The organism is Bradyrhizobium sp. Bra64 (assembly GCF_024519875.1).
Taxonomy (GTDB): Bacteria; Pseudomonadota; Alphaproteobacteria; order Rhizobiales; family Xanthobacteraceae; genus Bradyrhizobium; species Bradyrhizobium japonicum_G.
Genome location: NZ_JALJRD010000004.1, coordinates 285,517 through 305,182, shown reverse-complemented (window position 1 = coordinate 305,182; position 19,666 = coordinate 285,517). Strand labels below are relative to the sequence as shown.

At 65.0% G+C, this 19,666-nt stretch carries 20 protein-coding genes; 8 read left to right on the top strand and 12 right to left on the bottom strand.

Annotated features, from left to right (window positions below):
* The first annotated feature begins 262 nt into the window (after nucleotides 1-262).
* The gene (locus NR187_RS16465) at nucleotides 263-1,927 is read left to right on the top strand and encodes an L-lactate permease (RefSeq protein WP_256807059.1); all 1,665 of its coding nucleotides are present in this window, start codon (nucleotides 263-265) and stop codon (nucleotides 1,925-1,927) included.
* Between the two features lie 142 nt (nucleotides 1,928-2,069).
* Nucleotides 2,070-2,468 (top strand): META domain-containing protein, encoded by a 399-nt coding sequence (locus tag NR187_RS16460; protein ID WP_211381409.1) that lies wholly within the window; start codon nucleotides 2,070-2,072, stop codon nucleotides 2,466-2,468.
* Between the two features lie 140 nt (nucleotides 2,469-2,608).
* Here NR187_RS16460 and NR187_RS16455 read toward each other — a convergent pair whose 3' ends face one another.
* The 3 genes from NR187_RS16455 to groES all read right to left on the bottom strand — a co-directional run bounded on the left by NR187_RS16455 (nucleotide 2,609) and on the right by groES (nucleotide 6,121).
* The gene (locus NR187_RS16455; RefSeq protein WP_256807058.1) at nucleotides 2,609-3,820 is read right to left on the bottom strand and encodes a hypothetical protein; all 1,212 of its coding nucleotides are present in this window, start codon (nucleotides 3,818-3,820) and stop codon (nucleotides 2,609-2,611) included.
* Nucleotides 3,821-4,022: 202 nt separating this feature from the next.
* Entirely contained in the window at nucleotides 4,023-5,654 is a 1,632-nt protein-coding gene (gene groL / locus NR187_RS16450; RefSeq protein WP_211381411.1) for a chaperonin GroEL, read from the bottom strand.
* Nucleotides 5,655-5,824: 170 nt separating this feature from the next.
* Nucleotides 5,825-6,121 carry a co-chaperone GroES gene (gene groES / locus NR187_RS16445; RefSeq protein WP_211381412.1) on the bottom strand — a complete coding sequence of 99 codons (297 nt, stop codon included), beginning with the start codon at nucleotides 6,119-6,121 and terminating at the stop codon, nucleotides 5,825-5,827.
* A gap of 316 nt (nucleotides 6,122-6,437) precedes the next feature.
* On the opposite strand from groES, the gene NR187_RS16440 reads away from it, so the two are divergent.
* Nucleotides 6,438-6,959 (top strand): hypothetical protein, encoded by a 522-nt coding sequence (locus NR187_RS16440; protein WP_007596953.1) that lies wholly within the window; start codon nucleotides 6,438-6,440, stop codon nucleotides 6,957-6,959.
* A 95-nt stretch (nucleotides 6,960-7,054) separates the two neighbouring features.
* Here the strand turns inward: NR187_RS16440 and NR187_RS16435 are convergent, their stop codons facing one another.
* Nucleotides 7,055-7,837: a protein phosphatase CheZ gene (locus tag NR187_RS16435; protein ID WP_211381413.1), complete on the bottom strand. Its 783-nt coding sequence runs from the start codon at nucleotides 7,835-7,837 to the stop codon at nucleotides 7,055-7,057.
* Between the two features lie 318 nt (nucleotides 7,838-8,155).
* On the opposite strand from NR187_RS16435, the gene NR187_RS16430 reads away from it, so the two are divergent.
* Nucleotides 8,156-8,953, top strand: a complete 798-nt coding sequence (locus NR187_RS16430) for a L,D-transpeptidase (protein ID WP_211381414.1) — start codon at nucleotides 8,156-8,158, stop codon at nucleotides 8,951-8,953.
* 71 nt (nucleotides 8,954-9,024) lie between these two features.
* Here the strand turns inward: NR187_RS16430 and NR187_RS16425 are convergent, their stop codons facing one another.
* The 6 genes from NR187_RS16425 to NR187_RS16400 form a co-directional block, all read right to left on the bottom strand.
* On the bottom strand, nucleotides 9,025-9,852 hold the full coding sequence (locus NR187_RS16425) for a DUF2076 domain-containing protein (RefSeq protein ID WP_211381415.1): 828 nt from the start codon (nucleotides 9,850-9,852) through the stop codon (nucleotides 9,025-9,027).
* Between the two features lie 127 nt (nucleotides 9,853-9,979).
* Nucleotides 9,980-10,825: a ChbG/HpnK family deacetylase gene (locus tag NR187_RS16420; protein WP_256807055.1), complete on the bottom strand. Its 846-nt coding sequence runs from the start codon at nucleotides 10,823-10,825 to the stop codon at nucleotides 9,980-9,982.
* Nucleotides 10,822-11,868 carry a glycosyltransferase family 2 protein gene (locus tag NR187_RS16415; protein WP_211381417.1) on the bottom strand — a complete coding sequence of 349 codons (1,047 nt, stop codon included), beginning with the start codon at nucleotides 11,866-11,868 and terminating at the stop codon, nucleotides 10,822-10,824. Before NR187_RS16415 ends, NR187_RS16420 begins: the two co-directional genes overlap by 4 nt.
* Before the next feature lie 87 nt (nucleotides 11,869-11,955).
* Entirely contained in the window at nucleotides 11,956-12,933 is a 978-nt protein-coding gene (gene hisG, locus NR187_RS16410) for an ATP phosphoribosyltransferase (protein WP_211381418.1), read from the bottom strand.
* Nucleotides 12,934-12,936: 3 nt separating this feature from the next.
* A complete protein-coding gene (locus tag NR187_RS16405; RefSeq protein WP_256807053.1) occupies nucleotides 12,937-14,088 on the bottom strand; it encodes an ATP phosphoribosyltransferase regulatory subunit in 1,152 nt (383 codons plus the stop codon).
* A 324-nt stretch (nucleotides 14,089-14,412) separates the two neighbouring features.
* Nucleotides 14,413-14,631: a hypothetical protein gene (locus NR187_RS16400; protein WP_249128796.1), complete on the bottom strand. Its 219-nt coding sequence runs from the start codon at nucleotides 14,629-14,631 to the stop codon at nucleotides 14,413-14,415.
* Nucleotides 14,632-14,856: 225 nt separating this feature from the next.
* Between NR187_RS16400 and NR187_RS16395 the strand changes: the two genes are divergently transcribed.
* The gene (locus NR187_RS16395) at nucleotides 14,857-15,423 is read left to right on the top strand and encodes a hypothetical protein (protein WP_256807051.1); all 567 of its coding nucleotides are present in this window, start codon (nucleotides 14,857-14,859) and stop codon (nucleotides 15,421-15,423) included.
* A 127-nt stretch (nucleotides 15,424-15,550) separates the two neighbouring features.
* Nucleotides 15,551-16,444 carry a helix-turn-helix domain-containing protein gene (locus NR187_RS16390; protein WP_256807049.1) on the top strand — a complete coding sequence of 298 codons (894 nt, stop codon included), beginning with the start codon at nucleotides 15,551-15,553 and terminating at the stop codon, nucleotides 16,442-16,444.
* On the opposite strand, the gene NR187_RS16385 is transcribed toward NR187_RS16390, so the two are convergent.
* Nucleotides 16,441-17,196, bottom strand: a complete 756-nt coding sequence (locus NR187_RS16385) for a 16S rRNA (uracil(1498)-N(3))-methyltransferase (RefSeq protein ID WP_256807047.1) — start codon at nucleotides 17,194-17,196, stop codon at nucleotides 16,441-16,443. The two genes, NR187_RS16390 and NR187_RS16385, sit on opposite strands and share 4 nt — an antisense overlap.
* 209 nt (nucleotides 17,197-17,405) lie before the next feature.
* Between NR187_RS16385 and NR187_RS16380 the strand changes: the two genes are divergently transcribed.
* Together NR187_RS16380 and ubiA are read left to right on the top strand one after the other, a co-directional pair.
* Nucleotides 17,406-18,068, top strand: coding sequence for a hypothetical protein (locus NR187_RS16380; RefSeq protein ID WP_211381423.1), 663 nt, complete (start codon nucleotides 17,406-17,408; stop codon nucleotides 18,066-18,068).
* Nucleotides 18,065-18,997: a 4-hydroxybenzoate octaprenyltransferase gene (gene ubiA, locus NR187_RS16375; RefSeq protein WP_211381424.1), complete on the top strand. Its 933-nt coding sequence runs from the start codon at nucleotides 18,065-18,067 to the stop codon at nucleotides 18,995-18,997. Before NR187_RS16380 ends, ubiA begins: the two co-directional genes overlap by 4 nt.
* On the opposite strand, the gene NR187_RS16370 is transcribed toward ubiA, so the two are convergent.
* On the bottom strand, nucleotides 18,994-19,512 hold the full coding sequence (locus NR187_RS16370) for a DUF6101 family protein (RefSeq protein ID WP_211381425.1): 519 nt from the start codon (nucleotides 19,510-19,512) through the stop codon (nucleotides 18,994-18,996). The two genes, ubiA and NR187_RS16370, sit on opposite strands and share 4 nt — an antisense overlap.
* Nucleotides 19,513-19,666: the final 154 nt, after the last annotated feature.

Below are 19,666 nucleotides of genomic sequence, written 5' to 3'. Positions count from 1 at the left end.
TTGAGGCAATGGCTGAAATCGGCGCGCTTAGACTAAAGTCGCAAATTCTGCAATTTGCGTTGGCTTGTCGCAGCTTGCAACCCTAGCATGGGCTTCGAGGGCGCGGGGTGGGGGCCTCCGGGATTTCGCGAGCTTGTGAGCGGACGGGAACCGCTGCAGTCGCGAGGAATTCGCGTTCGGCTCGGGGGTTATCCTTCTGCGTCAAGCAGGATCGGCTGTCCACGCGGGCCGCCTGCCTTACATATGCGTGGGGAGGAAGACCATGTGGAATCAAGTCTATGATCCGCTGCACAGCCCTGTGCTGTCGACGATCGCGGCGGCCATCCCTGTCGTCACACTGCTTGTGCTGATCGCGAGCGGCCGCGTCCAGGCCCATATTGCCGCCGTCATCGCCGTGATCGTGGCCAATCTGATCACGATCTTCGTCTTCACCATGCCGGCCAACATGTCGATCCGCGCATCGGTGCTGGGCATCGTCACCGGCTTCTTCCCGATCGGCTGGATCGTTCTCAACGTCATCTTCCTCTACCAGGTGACCGTGTCGACCGGGCGCTTCGAACTCCTCAAGCGCGCGATCGGCGGCGTCACCGAGGACCGGCGGCTGCAATTGCTGCTGATCGCATTCTCCTTCGGTGCCTTCTTCGAGGGTGCATCGGGCTTCGGCACGCCGGTGGCAATCACGGGCGCCGTTCTGATCGGCCTCGGCTTCTCGCCGCTTGCGGCAAGCGGCCTGTCGCTGATCGCCAACACCGCGCCGGTCGCCTATGGCGCGCTGGGCACGCCGATCCAGGGTCTTGCCTCGGTTACCGGGTTCGATCCCTACATCCTCGGCGCGATGGTCGGACGGCAGCTGCCGTTCTTCTCGCTGATCGTGCCGTTCTGGGTGATATGGGCTTTTGCCGGTTGGAGAGGCATGAAGGACGTCTGGCCGGCGATTCTCGTCACCGGCGTATCATTCGCGATCCCGCAATTCGTGATCTCGAACTACATCAATCCCTGGATCGTCGATATCGGCGCGTCGCTGATCTCGATGGGTGCGCTGATCCTTTTCCTGAAGGTCTGGCAGCCGAAGCAGCTCTGGCTGTCGCCTGCGTTGCGCGGCAATGATGAATCGACCTCCACCATGGCCGGGGCAAAACCGCTCGACAAGACGCCACTCACGCAGAGCGAGCTGTTCAGCGCGCTTTTGCCTTGGATCGTCGTCTGTATCGTGATGCTGATCTGGGGCAACGGCGGCTTCAAGACCTGGGCGAATTCGATCTTCACCTGGAACTACCCCGTTCCCGAGCTGCATCAGATGATCAACAAGATGCCGCCGGTCGCGCCAGGGCCGACGAAAGAGAGCGCGGTGTTCGGCTTCACCTACCTGTCCTTCACCGGCACGGGCATGCTGATCGCCGCGATCATCTCCGGCTTCCTGATGGGCGTCGGTCCCAGCCAACTTGTGACCCAGTACGGCCGCACCATCCGGCTGTGCGCGATCTCGCTGATCACGATCTCGGCGATGCTCGCGATCGGCACGCTGACGCGGCTCTCCGGTGTCGACGCCACACTCGGCCTCGCCTTCGCCGCAACCGGCGTGCTCTATCCCTTCTTCGGCACACTGCTCGGCTGGCTTGGCGTGGCGCTGACGGGGTCTGATACGTCGTCGAACATCCTGTTCGGCAACCTTCAGAAAATCACGTCCGAGCAACTCGGCCTGTCGCCGATTCTGATGGCCGCGGCGAACTCGTCCGGCGGCGTGATGGGCAAGATGATCGACGCGCAGTCGATCGTGGTCGCCTCCACGGCCACCAACTGGTACGGCCATGAGGGCACCATCCTGCGCTTCGTGTTCTGGCACTCGATCGTGCTGGCCTGTCTCGTCGGTGTGCTCGTGACGTTGCAGGCCTATATCTATCCGTTCACGGCGATGGTCCTGAAGTAGCAGGCCGCGTCCCGGCTTCGACGCAAATCAAATCCCCGCGGGTTGTCCTCGCGGGGATTTTTGCGTTCGAGGCCGGCGAACCTTCTCAACGGCGCCGCCGTCTTATAGAAGGTGCGGCAAATCGGGTCGGTCGAGAGGTCTCATGGTTTCGCTCAAGCGATTGGTGTGTGCAGCGGTTGCAATGCTCGCGATGTCCACGCTCGCGCGTGCGGAGGACGGTTTTCCGTTCGGCACCGAGATGACGCTGGAGGCGCTGCCGCAGCCGGGCTCGAAGCGGATTCCGAACATCGAGATCGGCGACAACGGCGAAGTCGTGCTGGAGCTCTGGTGCAAGGGCGGCAAGGGCCAGTTCTCGGTCGCCGGCAACACCGTGATCTTCGTCCCCGGCCAGATCCAGGACCGCGCCTGCCCGTCGGCAAGGGCGCAGGCCGACGACGATCTCGTCGCAGCCCTCGGCAGCGTCGAGACCTGGAAGCGTCAGGGCGACGTGCTCACGCTTCTCGGCCCCAAGCCGCTGCGCTTTCGCGTCAACGGAAATTAATCTAGGTCTCGCTCTCGTGTCCCGGACAAGGCGCAGCGCGAGAGCGATGCGCCGCAGAGCCGGGACCCGGTTGTCTATCCTCGATCTCGCGTGCGGCTTCTGGGCCCCGGCTCGCAGCGCTTCGTCCGGGGCACGAGAGCCTATTTCCACACCGACTTGTCGGCGTCCCAGCGCTGGCCCTTCAGCTCCTTGGCGAGCGCTTCGACCGAGCCGTTGTCGTCGGGCTGATCGGCTTCCTCGTCGGCGGTCGCATCGTCCGACAGATTGAGCTTGGCGCCGCTGCTCTCGTCGGCGGTCGTGGTCGAGGGGCTGCCGATCCAGAGCATGAGCTTGTCGGTCGTGCCGGGCTTGTCGGGCGAGACCAGGCCGGCAACCTCGATCGTGTCGGTGAGCTCGAGTGCCGGGAAATCCTGGTTCGGCCGCTTGAAGACCAGCTTGAGCCTGCCCGTGGCCGGGTTGAAGCCTTGCGAGACCGGCTTTGCCGCGAGCGTCCTGCTCAGCACGCCGGCGACGGCGGATGCGAGCTTGTCGCGGTTGATCCTTTCGCCGTCGCGCCAGTCGGCGGCGGGAATGCGGATGGTGCGGTCCATCTCGGTCATGCCCGCGGTCCAGCCCGCGGCGGTGACGCCGGGCATCGCCTTGAATTTTGCCAGCAGCGCTGCCGCGCGCTCCGGATCGACCGACATGTTGATGGTCTGCTCGCCGGCGCGCAGCGCATCGCAGCCCACGGTCAGGCTCGCCAGCGTCACCTCGACCTCCTGGCCCTTCAGGCTCTTCAGGAACTCGTTCGCGGCCTCCAGCTTGACCTTGACCGCGATCGCTTCGGGCGAGACGTCGGTGAAGTCCTTTGGCTGCGGCGTGATGCCGTCGTCGGAGGTCTGGTTGTCCAGAAACTCTTTTTCACTGAGGTCCGAATTGTCGGGCGAGGTGACCTCGGTCACGGCCTGGCCAATCGCGATCTGGCCGCGGAATTCGAACGAGTCCCCGGCCTGTTTGCGCAGCAGCTTGACGGTGACGGGCGCCTTCTCGCCGAGGCTCTGCGTCGTGCCGGTCAGGTTCTGGCCCGAGACCTGGAGATTGACGACGAAGCGGTCCTTGCGATCGGAATTCTTCGCGACGGGATAGCAGACGTCGAGCACGGCTGCGGTGACCGTCTTGCCCTGCCGCGTCTCCTTCAGGATCACGTCGGCGTTGCCGTCCATCAGCCCGTCGATCGAGGTGAAATAGCGCGTCTCGGTTCCGCCCGGGGCCGTGGCCTTCGGCGACAGCTTCATCTGGGCGGATGCGACCTCGGGCGAAATCGCAAGCAGGGCCGCCAGAAGGGCGGTGGAGCAGACCAGAAGCGCGCGCATCGACGAAATCCCCGGGGAAGGGAGCATGATCCGGAAAAGTGTGAAGCGGTTTTCCGAACCGATCATGCTCAAAATTTAGAATCGGCGCGTCACCGTAGTGGGTTTTGGCCGCCGGTTGAATCGGAAAGCTCCTTCCATGATCGGTAAAAAAGAAGGCCGCCCGGAGGCGGCCTTCGCATGATTGTAATGGAAGGGATGGGCCTTAGAAGCCGCCCATGCCGCCGCCGCCCGGCATGGCGGGCGGAGCTTCCTTCTTCGGCGTCTCGGCGACCATGGCCTCGGTGGTCACCAGGAGGCCGGCCACGGAGGCGGCGTCCTGGAGCGCGGTGCGGACCACCTTGGCAGGATCGATGATGCCCTTCTCGACCATGTCGACATAGTCCTCGGTCTGGGCGTCGAAGCCGAAGGTCTCGGACTTGTTCTCCAGGATCTTGCCGACGACGATCGAGCCTTCCACGCCCGCGTTCTCGGAGATCTGGCGGATCGGGGCTTCCAGCGCCTTCAAGACGATGTTGATGCCGGCCTGGACGTCGGCATTGGCGTTGGTGAGACGGCCGACGGCCTTCTTGGCGCGGAGCAGCGCGACGCCGCCGCCGGGGACGATGCCTTCCTGCACCGCGGCGCGGGTGGCGTTGAGGGCGTCCTCGACGCGGTCCTTCTTCTCCTTGACCTCGATCTCGGTGGCGCCGCCGACGCGGATCACCGCGACGCCGCCGGCGAGCTTGGCGAGGCGCTCCTGCAGCTTCTCGCGATCGTAGTCGGAGGTGGTCTCCTCGATCTGGGCCTTGATCTGGCCGACGCGGGCCTCGATCTCCGGCTTCTTGCCGGCGCCCTTGACGATCGTGGTGTTCTCCTTGTCGATCACCACCTTGCCGGCCCGGCCCAGCATCTTCACCGTGACGTTCTCGAGCTTGATGCCGAGCTCTTCGGAGATGAGCTGACCGCCGGTGAGGATCGCGAGGTCCTCGAGCATGGCCTTGCGGCGATCACCGAAGCCCGGCGCCTTGACGGCGGCGACCTTGAGGCCGCCACGCAGGCGGTTGACGACCAGGGTGGCCAGCGCCTCGCCCTCGACGTCCTCGGCGATGATGACGAGCGGCTTGCCCGACTGCACCACGGCTTCCAGCACCGGCAGCATGGCCTGCAGGCCCGACAGCTTCTTCTCGTGCAGGAGGATGTAGGCGTCCTCGAGCTCGGCGAGCATCTTCTCGGGGTTGGTGACGAAGTAGGGCGACAGATAGCCGCGGTCGAACTTCATGCCCTCGACGATGTCGACCTCGGTGACGAGCGACTTGTTCTCCTCGACGGTGATGACGCCCTCGTTGCCGACCTTCTGCATCGCCTGGGCGATCATCTTGCCGATGGCGGCATCGCCGTTGGCCGAGATGGTGCCGACCTGGGCGACCTCGGAGGAGGCGGCGACCGGCTTGGCGCGCTTCTCGATGTCCTTGATGACGGACGCGACCGCGATGTCGATGCCGCGCTTGAGGTCCATCGGGTTCATGCCGGCGGCGACCGCCTTGGCGCCTTCGCGCACGATGGCCTGGGCCAGCACGGTCGCGGTGGTGGTGCCGTCGCCAGCGGTGTCGTTGGTCTTGGAAGCGACCTCGCGCAGCATCTGCGCGCCCATGTTCTCGAACTTGTCCTCGAGCTCGATCTCCTTGGCGACGGTGACGCCGTCCTTGGTGATGCGGGGCGCGCCGAAGCTCTTCTCGATGAGAACGTTGCGGCCCTTCGGGCCGAGCGTCACCTTGACGGCGTTGGCGAGAATGTCGACGCCGCGCAGCATGCGATCGCGCGCGTCTCCGGAAAATTTGACGTCTTTGGAAGCCATGGTCTGCAAACCCTCGTGTTTCGTGATGTGTCTTGTTCGTGCTGCGGCGCGCTCTCTTCGTCATTGCCGGGCTTGTCCCGGCAATCCATCACCTGGCGAAGAATGATGGATGCCCGGGGCAAGCCCGGGCACGACAGCGGCGCATTCAGCGGCGGTTCAGGCTGGCGGCCTTAGGCCAGGACACCCATGATGTCCGACTCCTTCATGATCAGGAGATCCTCGTTGTCGATCTTGACCTCGGTGCCCGACCACTTGCCGAACAGCACGCGGTCGCCGGCCTTCAGGTCGATCGGGATCAGCTTGCCGGCCTCGTCGCGGCCGCCGGGGCCGACGGCGACGACTTCGCCCTGGGACGGCTTTTCCTTGGCGGTGTCCGGAATGATAATGCCGCCCTTGGTCTTTTCCTCGGCGTCGATACGTTTGACCACGACACGGTCATGCAGCGGACGAAATTTGGATTTAGCCATGACGTTTCCCTTTGGAGGCTCGCTTCGGAACTAGCGGAAGTGGGTGGGGCGGCGCTGTCCGTCCACCCTCTCCCCGAGGATCAAACGGCGCGCTTAGCAATCGGGCTTTCCGAGTGCTAATAGTGGGCTCGGAAATATGGCTTGGCCGCGATCCTGTCAAGCAAAGGTGGTTAAGCGATTGGTGAGGCGGATATAGGATGGTGGTATTGGAAACTTGTTCGGGGCGCCGGCGTATCAAAGGACGTCATTGCTCAGGCTGCGGTTTTGCGCTTGGCTGCGGAAGGGGTGCGGCCATGGTCTTGTTCGGGGGAATGCCATGATCAGTTCGGCTCACGCGCGCACGGTCGCCAATCTGGCGGCCGCGTCTTGTCTGGCGCTGTTGCTGGGCGCCTGCGGCGGCGGCATGAGCCTGCCGTCCTTCTCGTCATCCTCGCCGCCGCCCGAAGCCGAGCCCGGCACCGGTCCGGAAATGCCGGCGAGCATCCGCGCCGACGAGATCGTCGGACGCTGGGGTCTCGCCTCGTTCCAGAACCCGGCCGACCGCGCCCGCACCGAGGCCGCCGCCCGCGCCCAGTGCAAAAATCCCTACGTGATCACCGCCGGTTCCTCCGGCGGCGTGATCATGCATCTGGCCGACCAGGCGACACCGCAGGAGCTGCGGCTGAAGGGCTCGCCCAGCGGCAAGAACTATATCGGGCCTGCCGGCCCGACGCCCGGCGAGCAGGACCGCGAGATCGTCTCCTTCGACGGCCGCGTCCTGATCACCCGCTTCATCGACAAGGACGCCGCCACCCGCTACGGCAACATGGTCTACGTCCGCTGCGCGCCGAGGGCGTGATCGGGGCTGGGCTCTCACCACGCGTCATGGCGCAATGACGCCCAAAAAAACGCCGGCTCGCGCCGGCGTTTTGTTTTTCACTCTGCCGCGTCCGCTCAGTCGAACAGCGCGTCGATGTCGTCCTGCGAGGCGTGGCCGACGTCGCCGGCGAGCTTGGGGCCGTTGAGGAGCTTCTCGTCCTCGCTGCGGGAATCGACCGGGGCCGGCACGTGGGCCTTGATCGCGTCGACGCCGCCCCAGATCTCCATCATGGCGTTGATGTGCTGCTCGATGAACTTCATCGTGGTCATGACCTTGCTGATGCGCTGGCCGGTCAGGTCCTGGAAGTTGCAGGCTTCGAAGATCGAGATGACGCGCTCCTGGATGTCGTCGGCGAGACGCTTCTGCTGGTCGGCCGATTGCACCTTGGACATCGCGCTGGCCGCCTGGTCGATCGACTCGGCGGCTTCGAGAATCTGCTGGGTCGCCTGTTCGGTGCCGCCGACGACCGCGCCGAGCTCGCCATTGACCTTGGCCATTTCGCCGCCGTCGAAGCTCTTGCCGTGCAGTGTCGCGATCTCGCGCTTGGTACGGTCGATGGCGTCGTGGATGAGGTCGAGCTCGACCTTCAGCTTTTCGCACTGCTCGATCTGCGCCCGGTAGGTATCGAGCATGGTGCGGGCTTCGGAGAGCTCGTGGGCAGTGGAGGCATCGATCGCGGCCATGGCGGCGCTGCCGGACAGCGGGACAGGGGTGCCCTTCGCCATCTGTGCGCGGATCGCACGCAACTCGGCCATGATCTCGCTGTGCATCGGCATTGCCTCTTCGGTTACGTCAAGGATTGGCATTTCGCCACCGACGATATCTTCGACACGAAAACGTTTGCGGTGAACAGCCATCAGGATACTCCCCCCACCTCATTCACGCGTCTTTGTAGGCAGAAGCGATTTAACACGAAGTTCACAGCAGGAACTGTTGTGCTGCGTCGCGCGACGGCGCGCAAAGAAGCAATTAACCATGGGCGCGCGGCATTCACCGAAAATAAACGCTGATCGCCGAATTGCACCGCTGCTGGCGACGTGGTGAATCCAAATGCCGCTTTCGTTTACCAAACAAAACGGCTTTTGCTTTTTATTGACCACGTCGCGGGGCGCGCGGATCAGCCATCAGCTCGCCACGACGCGTGTGATCTAGACGAAACAGTACAGAGTACGTCGATGTTCAAGAAAATGTCTGTGGCGCTGCTCGGCGGCGCTTGCACCTTCATTGCCGGCGCCGATCGCGCCAGCGCCTTCGACAACACGGTGCCGAACGATCCGCCCGCGGTGCTCTACCAGCCGCAGGTGCCGCCGGCGTCGGTGCGCGTCGCCTCCAATGCGAACATGGGCGGCGGCTTCATCGAGTTCCTGTTCGGTGACGGTCCGGGCCGCGGTCCGGCCTACTCACCGCAGCAGCCGGTGTATCAGCAACAGCCCGGCTATTACGACCAGCGCCGCCTGCCGCCGATGGGCGAGCCGCAAGTCCAGGGGGCAATTCAGCAGGACGCGGTCGACCCGCGCCAGCGTCAGTTCGATCCGAGATTCGAGAAACAATCCGTTGACTATAGCGGCAACGAAAGCGCCGGCACGATCGTGGTCGATACGCCGAACAAATTCCTCTATCTGGTCGAGGGCAACGGCCGCGCGATGCGCTACGGCATCGGCGTGGGGCGTCCCGGCTTCACCTGGTCCGGCGTGAAATCGATCACGGCCAAGCGCGAATGGCCGGACTGGACGCCTCCGGCGGAAATGATCGCGCGTCGTCCCGATTTGCCGAGACACATGGAAGGCGGCCCGGAAAACCCGCTCGGTGCCCGCGCGATGTATCTCGGCTCCACGCTTTACCGCATCCATGGCTCCAACGAGCCCTGGACCATCGGCACCAACGTTTCTTCCGGTTGCATCCGCATGCGCAACGAGGACGTCATCGATCTCTACGGCCGCGTCAATGTCGGCACCAGGGTCGTGGTGATGTAGGCGCATCGCGCTCGAAACAGGAACGGCCGCCTCATCGGCGGCCGTTCTCGTTTGGCGCAGGGATAAAAGCGTCAGGCGTAATCGCTGCCGCCGTCGTCATTGCCGAAATCACTGTCGTCGGCGAGGTCGACGTTATCGTCGCCGTTGTCGTTCTGATCGTTGTAATTCCGGTCGTCGTTCGACGCCTGGTCGGCAAAGCCCTGGCGGGAAGCATCCCCGCGGTCCCGACTAGAGCCGATGTCGTCGAGGCCGGCATCGCGCGCGAGCGAGCCGCCCGACTGGTCGCTGCCGCTCCAGGGGCTGCGATCGCCCAAGGCATTGGTGTCGCCGAAGGCCTGCTGGTGCGATCCGCCCATCATGCCGCGGATGCTGGAGAGCAGCAGCGAGCCGCCGACGACGCCGGCCGCGGCTGCCGCCGCCGTGCCGAGGAACGAGCCGCCGCCACCGCCGACCGGCGGGGCGCCATAGCCCTGACCCGGACCTTGATTTGGACCTTGACCGTAAGCCTGCCCATAGGGCGGCTGGCCATAACCGGGCTGGGACTGCTGCATCGCCTGGCCGCTGTTCCAGACCGGCCGCGCGTCGCGCGGCGGCACGTTCGGAACCGAGCCGCGCGACGGGCCCCCGCCGAACAGCGTGTCGCGCATCGTATCCAGGAAGCCGCCGGACTGCGCCTGCTCGGGCGCGTGCCCCGCCTCCAGCTCCTGAATGCGGGCATGGGCGCGCTTCAGCGCTTCATCCTGCAACAATACGGTCTGCACCAGCGCGTAGATCGCGCCGGGGGCCTTGCGCAGCCCGTCGGAGATGGCGGCGATCGCATCGGGATCGCGCGGTGCATTTTCCAGTTTAGAAAGCCGGTCGAAAAGCTCGTCGACGAGCTGGCGTTCCTGCGGCGTCATGATCTGTCTCCATCGCGCAAAACAAGCGCGAGGCAGATGTAGGGTTCCATTGTGGCCCCAACAGTGCCGGCTGGATTAAATTTCGGTATGCGACAAGCTGCCTCGCAAGGCCTGCTTTCCGCCGGTTTCATCCCAGCGTGACGCCGCTGTCCGTCAGCAGGCGCGCGAAGGCATCGCCGGCGAGATAGGCGTGCTCGCGTTCGCGGACATCCGTCATCGGGTCGAGGCCGGTGAGGACGTCGTCGACGAAGCCGGGATGGCACATCACGAGGCCGCCATCCGGCAGGCCTTCGAGGAATTGCCGCATCAACTCGCCGAAATCGGCGGCGCGGGTGAAATCATAGGCGCCGGCGAAACCGGGATTGAAACCGAGGCCCGCGTCGCCGGCGCGCCGGCGAAACTGCGCGCTGAGAATGTCGAGCACCAGCGCCTTCGGCGAGGCAAGTCGCTGCGCCAGCGGCAGGTCACGGCCGCCCTGGCGCACCCAGGCTTTTGGCGCGATCTCGCTGACCGCGTCGACAAAGCCGTCGCGCACCTGCGGAAACAGCTGCACATGCTGGTGGCCGTCGATGAAATCGGGCACGCGTCCGAACGCCTCCGCGAACGCCGCCAGCTGCACCTTGACCTCGTTGCGAAAGAATTCGCGGTCGAGCCTTCGCGTCAGGCCTGCGCGCAGCAACTTCGGAAACGGGAGAAACATGTCGCCGTCGAGTGGACGGAAATGCATGGTGAGCGGCCGGAACGGCGCCGACAGCGTCACGTGCAGTCCGATCGCGCAGCGCGCATTTGTCTTCGCTGAAGCCTGAAGCGCCTCGACCTCGCCGCGCTCGATTGCCGGGCCCACCATCATGACCGAGGTGGCGTTGAGGCGGCCGCGTTCGATCAGGTCGCGGATGGCGCGATTGACACCCGGGCTGATGCCGTAATCGTCGGCGCAGAGCCAGATCCGCCGCAGCTCCGCGGCCGCGCTCATTCGGCCGCCGTCCTCTTCGAGGCGTCGTCGGCCTTGTCGGTCTCGAAATGCTTTTCGCTGTGCTCGGCGACGAAGTAGATCGGGCGTGCCTTCAGCTCGGAAAGGATCTTGCCGATATATTCGCCGACGATGCCGATCATGATGAGCTGCACGCCGCCGATGGTCATCAGGCCGATCACGAGGGAGGGATAGCCGGGCACCTGCTTGCCGGTGGTCCAGACCTCCCAGAGGATCGAGAGGCCGAACAGGAAGGCGCCGCCGGCGAGGATCACGCCGAGCAGGCTGGCAAAGCGCAGCGGCGCCACCGAGAACGAGGTCACGCCTTCGATCGAGAGGCCCAGCAGACGCGCGGCGCTGAACGTCGTCACCCCATGGGTGCGGGGCGCGGGCTCGTAGTCGACGCGGATCTGGCGGAAGCCGATCCAGCTCGCCAGCCCCTTGAAGAAGCGATTGCGTTCCGGCAGCTGCCGGAGGGCTGCGACGGCGCGCGGCGACAGCAGGCGGAAGTCGCCGGCGTCCTCGGGAATCTTCTGGCGCGCGCCCCAATTGATCAGCGCGTAGAAACCCCGTCCGGCGAGCCGCCGCAGGAAGGGCTCGTTGTCGCGATGCGCCTTGGCGGTATAAACGACGTCGTAGCCGTCCTCGATCCAGTGCCGCACCAGCTGCTCGACCAGATCAGGCGGATGCTGGCCATCGCCGTCCATGAACATCACGGCGCCGAGGCGGGCATGGTCGAGGCCGGCCATCAGCGCCGCCTCCTTGCCGAAATTGCGCGACAGCGAGACGACCTGGACGTCGAGCGCGTCGGCCGGCAGGGTGCGTGCAATCGACAGCGTCGCATCCGCGCTGCCGTCGTCGACATAGACGATCTCGCAAGCGAGCCGATAGCGCTGCCGCAAGGTCCTGGCGAGTTCGCAGATCCGCTGGTGCAGGCCGGCGAGGCCCGCCGCCTCGTTGTAGACGGGGACGACAATCGACAGCCCCTTCGCGGCGGCGCTGGCTGCGGTGGTCGTCATGCCGGAAACGTCAGAGCCCAGCGTCATCGATCGAGGTCCCAGAGGCGTTCAAAGTCTTCACAACAGCATATGGTAGCTGCCGTTTGCTGTCGCTACGCTGAACGAACCTGGGGCTCACTGCCGCAGGAACGCCTCGAGCCTGGCGAACAGCGGGTTCTCCCGGTCGAAGACGTAGTCGAGCGAGACCACCGAGACGGTCTCGGCGCCATGCTCGCGCAGGAAGCTCGCCAGCGCATAGAGCTGCCCGGGCGGGCAGTGCAGCGTGAGCATGCCCGACGAGGTCGGCCCGCCGAACGGGGTCTCGACGCCGAACCGGCTGTGGGCTTCGCCAAGCAGGGCGGCGTCGCACTGTTTGAAGCGGGTCCGGACCTCGCGATATTTGTTGGCCCGCGCCCGTGCCGCGATGTGATCGAGGATGATACGCGCGGTCTCCCGCGCCTGCGGCGACCAGTCGGCGTCTTTCGAAGCGACCAGATTGGCCTGGCTGCGCAGCATCACGCCGTCGTCGAGCACCCGCAAGCCGTTGGCGGCGAGCGTCGCGCCCGTGGTGGTGATGTCGACGATCAGCTCGGCGGCACCGGCCGCCGGCGCGCCTTCGGTCGCACCGGTGCTTTCGACGATGCGGTAATCGGTGATGCCATGGCTCTGGAAGAAGGAGCGGGTGAGGTTGATGAACTTGGTTGCGACCCGCATCCGCATGTGATGCTGCTCGCGAAAGCCGGTGGTGACGTCGTCCAGGTCGGCCATGGTGCGGACGTCGATCCACGCCTGCGGCACCGCGACGACGACGTCGGCGTAGCCGAATCCGAGGCCCTCGATCAGGGACACGCGCTGGTCGGCATCGGCGATGGTCTCGCGCACCAGATCCTCGCCGGTCACGCCGAGATGCGCGAAACCGCGGGACAGCTGCGAGGCGATCTCGCTCGCCGAGAGATAGGCGACCTCGACATTGTCGAGACCTGCGATGGTGCCGCGATAGTCGCGGGCGCCGCCGGCCTTCGACAGCTTGAGGCCCGCACGGGCGAAGAAGGCCTCGGTGTTTTCCTGAAGGCGGCCCTTGGAGGGAACGGCCAGAACGAATGGCGCGCTCATGACTTAAGCTCCCACCTTGCGGCCGATCCGGGTCAGCGCATCCACCCAGACCGAGAAACCAACCGCGGGGATCGGTTCGGACGATCCAAGCTGGGTCATCAGCCCGTCATAGCGGCCGCCGGCGACCAGCGGCTCGGCGCCGTTGCCGCGGTGATGCAGCTCGAATTCGAAGCCGGTGTAATAGTCCAGGCCCCGTCCGAACGCGGTCGAGAAGCGGGTTCCCTTCACATCGATGCCGCGCGCGGCCATGAAGCCGACCCGGCTTTCGAACTGGTCGATGGCGGCACTGAGGTCGAGCTTCGCATCATTAGTGAGCGCGCGCAGCTCGGCGACTGCGTCGTCGGGATTGCCCGATATCGACAGGAAGCGCTTGAGCACCGCGATCGCCTCGCGCGGCAGCGCGCCGCCCTTCAGCGTCGACTGCTCGAGGAAGCGGTCGGCGATCTCGGCCGTGGTGCGGCCGCCGACATTGGTGGTGCCGGCGATCGACATCAGATCGGTGACGAAGGCGAGCGCCGCCTTGCGGTCGGAGCCGGCAAGCGCTGCGAGCACACCCTCATACTCGCTGCGGGTCGCGGTGGTTGCGGCCGCCAGCCGCCCCAGGTCCTGCTCCAGGCTGATCTTGCGGTTGAAATCCTTGACCAGGCGGCGGCGCCAGACCGGGTAGAGGTCGAGCGCGTCGAGCAGCGCGTTGAACAGCGCCACGTCGCCGGTGCGGATCTCCACGTCACGGACGCCGAAGGCGGCGGTTGCCTCGAGCGCCAGCGCCAGCATCTCGGCATCGGCCGCTGCGCGGTCCTGCCGGCCGAATGATTCGATGCCGGCCTGAAGAAACTCGCTGGTCTGTCCGCTGCGGTATCGGAAGACCGGCCCCAAATAGCTGAATCCGGCCGGCTGGCCGGCGCGGCCGGAGGCGAGGTAATCGCGCGCAACCGGAATGGTCAGGTCCGGGCGCAGGCAGAGCTCCTCGCCGGAGAGGTCCGTGGTCAGGTACAGGCTCTTGCGGATGTCCTCGCCGGAGAGATCCAGGAATGGCTCGGCCGGCTGCAGGATCGCGGGCTCGGCCCTGACATAGCCGGCCTGCGCGAACGACAGCAGCAGCGTATCCGCCCAGGCGGCGGAGCCGGCAGCATTTGAGGTGGCAGTCGCGGTCATGACGGGGTCCATCGTCCCGGGTGGAACCGGGCAGGCAAGGGCGAGAGTTGGCGCAGCCCTTAGCATGGCCCGAAAGCGGTTTCGACCTCCAAAGGATCAATCGCTTAACGGTCGGCTTCCCGGATTTTTCATCGCGTTGCCGATGGCTTCGACGTGACTGGGCGGACTTGGGCCCTCAAGCTTCCGGACCGTTCGGCAGCCAAATCGCAAAGCCTTGCTCTTCGTGACGGCCATTAGAGGTATTTAAATACCATATTGCCGTCACTTGGTCCCTTCCTGGTTTGGACAGGGAAGTCGATCGGCCACCCCAGCGACATACCCTCCTTATTCAGGCCGTCCAGCGATGTCTTCGGGCGCTTCGCCAAGCGATGTCTCGGGCGAGGCGAAGGCGAGTCCTGCCGCGTCGGGGATGGCCTCATCCGCGAGCTGCTCTGTCAGTTTGAGGATTCTCTGCCGCTTGCTCGGGTCGGTTATGCCGAGAAATGCTCTGATCAATCGCAATTCCTCGCGTCGCCGCATCTCGAATACGAGATCCTCGTCCATGGCCATGTCGTCCTGCGCAACTGCCAGCCGAATGGCGGCATCATCGAAGTAACTGGATACGGTGGTCGCGCGTCGGAGTTTCGGCAGGCAGGCATGCGACGGTCAGTCGCTCGGCCGGTCGCGAAATTGTCTGGCCAACGCGCCTCGATGCGCCTGGAACTGCAGGCCAGCCTCACAATGAGAAATTGAGGACGATAGGCAAGTCGTCGCATACTCATTTTGGGTATGCAGGGTGATCCGCTCGCCGCTGCCGTCGTTTACAAGATGAATGTTGGTTTCCGATTCATGCTCAATACTTCAGATGCTATCCGGACGGTCTCGCGACACACGCTTGCCTATATGCTGTTTTCGATCAGCGAGCTTTTCCGGCATTACGACGAGTTCGATCCGCTGGACCTTCTGATCGTTCATGCGATTCTGAATGCGAACGTCATAGGTGTGATGAACGATCCGTCGTTGGACGAGAGGTTTTCCAGCATTCATGCGGTCGAGCCGGATGTCATCAAGCAAGGGGTTTCTCGTGCGGCACTCTCTCGCTTCCTCAGCCTGCCACTCGAGACAGTTCGCCGTCGCGTGACGGGACTCAAGAGGCGGAAAATTCTCGCCGAGACCAAGGCCGGCCTCATCGTGACCGAGCAGAACGCATTCAGGTTCGGAAACAATCACGAACTGCAGAAGACCAACATGCTGCTGCTGACGAAGCTGCTTCGGGACCTCAGGCGCGCCGGAATCAACGGGCCGGATGATCTGCTCGCCGCCAAAGGCACCGCATCTACAAGGAAAGCGAAGTAAGCGGCAGGATATGGATCAAAGCCATCTCAACATTGCTCGCGACGGAGTGCAAAGATCGGCGACGGACGGTTTGCTGTCGTTTCAGGGGCTCAAACCGTCCTCAGCCCTCGAGCTCCGATCGTATGACATGGATCATTTCGATGAAAGCGAGAGATATGCCGGCGCATCCAGCATGCCGTTGTCTGCCGGGGCGACCGCAATCATGCGCGCGCGGCTCTGCTTGCCGACCCTGACCGTGTCTCTGCTGAGGACCTTCCCGCGGATCATTCGCGGCTATCAGCTGACGCATGCCGTCGCCGTGGTGGTGCCGATGGATCATGTGACCTCTGCCCGTATCAATGGGCAAACAATTGGTAGTTCCGTCCTCATTCTGACAGGCGATTCCGATTGCCTCGTGTATGAGCCGGAGGGCCGTCTGATCGCCGTTATCTATTTCGCTCTCCCCCACCGTGAACCTTGGCCTCAACTGGGTGAGGGCTATCATTTGCTGAACCCGGCATCGAACGTGCTCGCCTCCCTGCGCGGCTTGATCTCCAACACGCTTGAAATCGCAGCACATGATCCGGGCTTCCTGAACGAGCCGGCGTCGCGCGCCATCGTCGAGCAATCCCTGCGCAGCAAGATGGAAGCCGCGATTGGCACCAGCGTGGGCGGCGGACCCGTGCCATCCACGACGGACGGCTATCGGCGGATCGTCGCGGATATGGAAAAATTGATCCGGCACGATCTGACGATCTGGCACAAGACGACCGAACTGGCGCGGCAGGTGGGCGTGTCCGTCCGGACGCTCCAGAGTGCCGCGCAGGCCATCTGCGGCATGAGTCCGCATCGCTATAGCCGGGTCTTGCGCCTCTGGTCTGTGCGTCGGCAACTGCGCATCGGCCCCGGGCGGCGCAGTGTGAAGTCCTGCGCGATTGCGCATGGGTTCTGGCATCTCAGCGAGTTCGCGGCGAGTTACAGGGCGGCCTTCGGAGAGCTGCCTTCCGAGACCCTGCACCGGTCGATGCGAGAGAGAGTCTAGCCGCTTCCGCCGCCCCAATCGCCCAGCACCGCCTGCACAAGGGCCAGCGCGGCTACCGCGGCCGTATCGGCCCGCATGATCCGGGGGCCCAGGGCCAGCCGCAGGATTTTGGGCTGCCGCAGCAGCAGCGCGCGCTCTTCCTCGGCAAAGCCGCCCTCTGGCCCGATCAATACGTCGATACCTTGTCTGGATTCGCGCGGGCCTTGCAGGCTCTGGATGGGGTTTTGGACCTCTGCCGCCTCGTCGCAGAAGATGAGCAGCCTGCCCTCGGCGCGCTGACTGAGATACCGTTCCAGCGGCACCGGCTCGGCAACAGTGGCGATGCTGAGAATGCCGCATTGCTCGGCGGCTTCGACCACATTGGCGCGCATCCGCTCGGTGTTGACCCGGGAGGCCTGGGTGAAGCGGGTCAGGACCGGCTGCAGCGTTGCGGCGCCCATCTCGATGGCCTTCTGCACCATGTAGTCGAGCCGGGCGTGCTTGAGCGGGGCGAAGACGTAAGCGATGTCGGGCAGCCGGTCCTGGAGCCGGGTCTGCTGGAGGATGACCAGGCCGTCCGGCCGCTTGCGACCTTCAATGGCAGCCTGCCACTCGCCGTCGCGGCCGTTGAATGCCAAAACCTCGGCGCCGGCGGCCAGCCGCAGCACATTGCCGAGATAATTGCTCTGGTCGCGGTCGAGCGCGACCCTGGCGTCCTGGGCAAGGGGGGCATCGACGAACAGGCGGGGGGCGCGGAAATCGTGGGAAGGCATCTTTCAAGGTCCGATTTGCCGCCGTTCTTAACCGAAACCCGCCATTTCGGGGACAAATATTGCCAAACTGGTGCGTCGGCGCGCCGCGCTCCTGCCCCATTCGACGGGTTGTTAAGCGCCGGCGGGAATCGTAAAATCGCGAACACGCTGGTTGCGCTTCAATTGGGAAGGCGCCGAACCCGTAAGCTCCTGCCGGAGAGACTGCCTTGATGATCCGTCATTTGATGGTTCCGATCACTGCCGCCATGGTCGCCATGGGCGCCGCCGGCGCCTATGCGCAGAGCGCCTTCCCGGCGCCGCTGCCTGGCCAGGCAGCGCCCGATCCCGCGTTTCCGCCTGTGAACGGCTCGGCCCCGGTCGCCTCCGTCGGCGGCGCGCCGCGCTCGTCCTTCCCCGTGAACGGTGCCGCGCCCGTCGGTGGCGCCGGCGCCTTCAGCGCGGCCCCGCCGACGCAAGGCGGACCCGGCGAGGACTGCATGAAGGCCTTCATTCCTCTGCGCGAGGACGCCGAGAAGCGTGGCAAGCTGATCAAGGCCGCGAGCGACCGTCACGCTGCGCCGGACGAGGCCTGCAAGCTGATCCGCAGCTTCGGCCAGGCTGAAGCCAAGATGATCAAGTACATCGAGTCCCACGCCGCCAAATGCGGAATCCCGCCCCAGATCGGCGATCAGATGAAGGCCGGCCACAAGAACACCGAGGCCATGCAGACGAAGGTCTGCAATGTCGCGCAGCAGATGCAGAACCAGCCGCGCGGTCCGGCCGGCCCGTCGCTGAGCGAGGTGCTGGGGTCGGGCACGGCGCCCGAGGCCAATGCCGGCAAGAAGGGCGGCAGCACCTTCGACACGCTCAACGGCAACGTCCTGACCCGATGAGCGATACATCCGCCCGCGTTGCCGATTCCACCGGCAACTGGGTCGATACCCGCGCGCCGCAATGGGCGCGGCCTTATCTGCGCCTGTCCCGTTTCGATCGTCCGATCGGCTCCTGGCTCCTGTTGATGCCGTGCTGGTGGTCGGCGGCGCTCGCCGCCGGCATGGCGCATGACGTCCGCGGCCTGCCGCTGATCATCGTCCTGTTCTTCATCGGCGCCTTCGTGATGCGCGGGGCGGGCTGCACCTGGAACGACATCACCGACCGCGACCTCGACGACAAGGTCGAGCGCACCCGCTCGCGGCCGCTGCCGTCGGGGCAGGTGAGCACGAAGCAGGCGCTGGCCTTCATGGTCGCGCAGGCGCTGATCGGGCTCGTGGTGCTGCTGCAGTTCAACCGTTTCGCGGTCCTGACCGGCATTGCCTCGCTGCTGATCGTCGCGATCTATCCCTTCATGAAGCGCGTCACCTGGTGGCCGCAGACCGTGCTCGGGCTCGCCTTCTCCTGGGGCGCCTTGATGGGATTTGCCGTCACCTTCGGACGCATCGACGTCACCGCGCTCGTGCTCTATGCCGGCGCGATTTCCTGGGTGATCGGCTACGACACGATCTACGCGCATCAGGACGCCGAGGACGACGCGCTGATCGGCATCAAGTCGACCGCGCGCCTGTTCGGCGCCCACACCCATCAGGCGCTGATCCTGTTCTACGGCCTGTCGGTGGTGCTGATCGGCGTGGCGCTGGCGTCCGGCGATGCGCGCTGGCCGGCCTGGCTCGGGCTAGCGGCCTTCGCCGTGCATCTGGCCTCGCAGATCGTGCGGCTGAAGATCAGCGACGGCGAGCTCTGCAAGCGGCTGTTCTATTCGAACCGGGATGCCGGGCTGCTGCTGTTTGCGGGATTGCTGGTCGACGCGGTGATGCGGTCGGCCTAATTCCTCGCGATGATCTCGCGTTCGCCCTGATGCACCGGCAGTTCGCGTGCGATGCCGGTGCGGCGGCGCATCAGGAATTTCGGACGGCGGGCGCGGATCGCGTTGGCGCGGCGACGGCGGGCTGCGGGCTTGCGGGCGCCTTCGTCGAGCTGCGGAAGTGCGAACAGCTCGCTCCACACGGCCCAGGCCTCGGCGAGATCGTCGCCGTCGGCGCTGACCAGCAGCGGAACGGAGAGCGAGGGGTCGCGATGCACGAGCACGAGGGTCTGCGCCTCGTCGTTGCCGCGCAGAGCGACGCCGGTGAAGTCGCTGACGCGGACGTTGATCGCCATCTGCATGCCGCGGACGGCACGGCGCAGCACGACGCGTTCGCGATGAAGCTCGATCTGCCTGGTGTATCCGTCGGCGCGCGGATCATGCGCATCGAAGCGGACCGGAAGGGAAAGAGGGTCGAGCCGCAAGCTGCGGCCCGACCCGGCGGGAGCGATCCCGCTTGTTGCTGTTTGACGCCTCACGGCTTCGTTCTCCCCGCCAGGATTATGTTCCCGGTCGATGCGAGGACCTTAGCGCGCGCCGCTCCGAAACCGCTTAAAAAGGCTGGTTAATCCAGCGTCACTGCGGGTCATGATTGACAAGACCTTGGCACGCATGATTGACGAGACGTTGCGG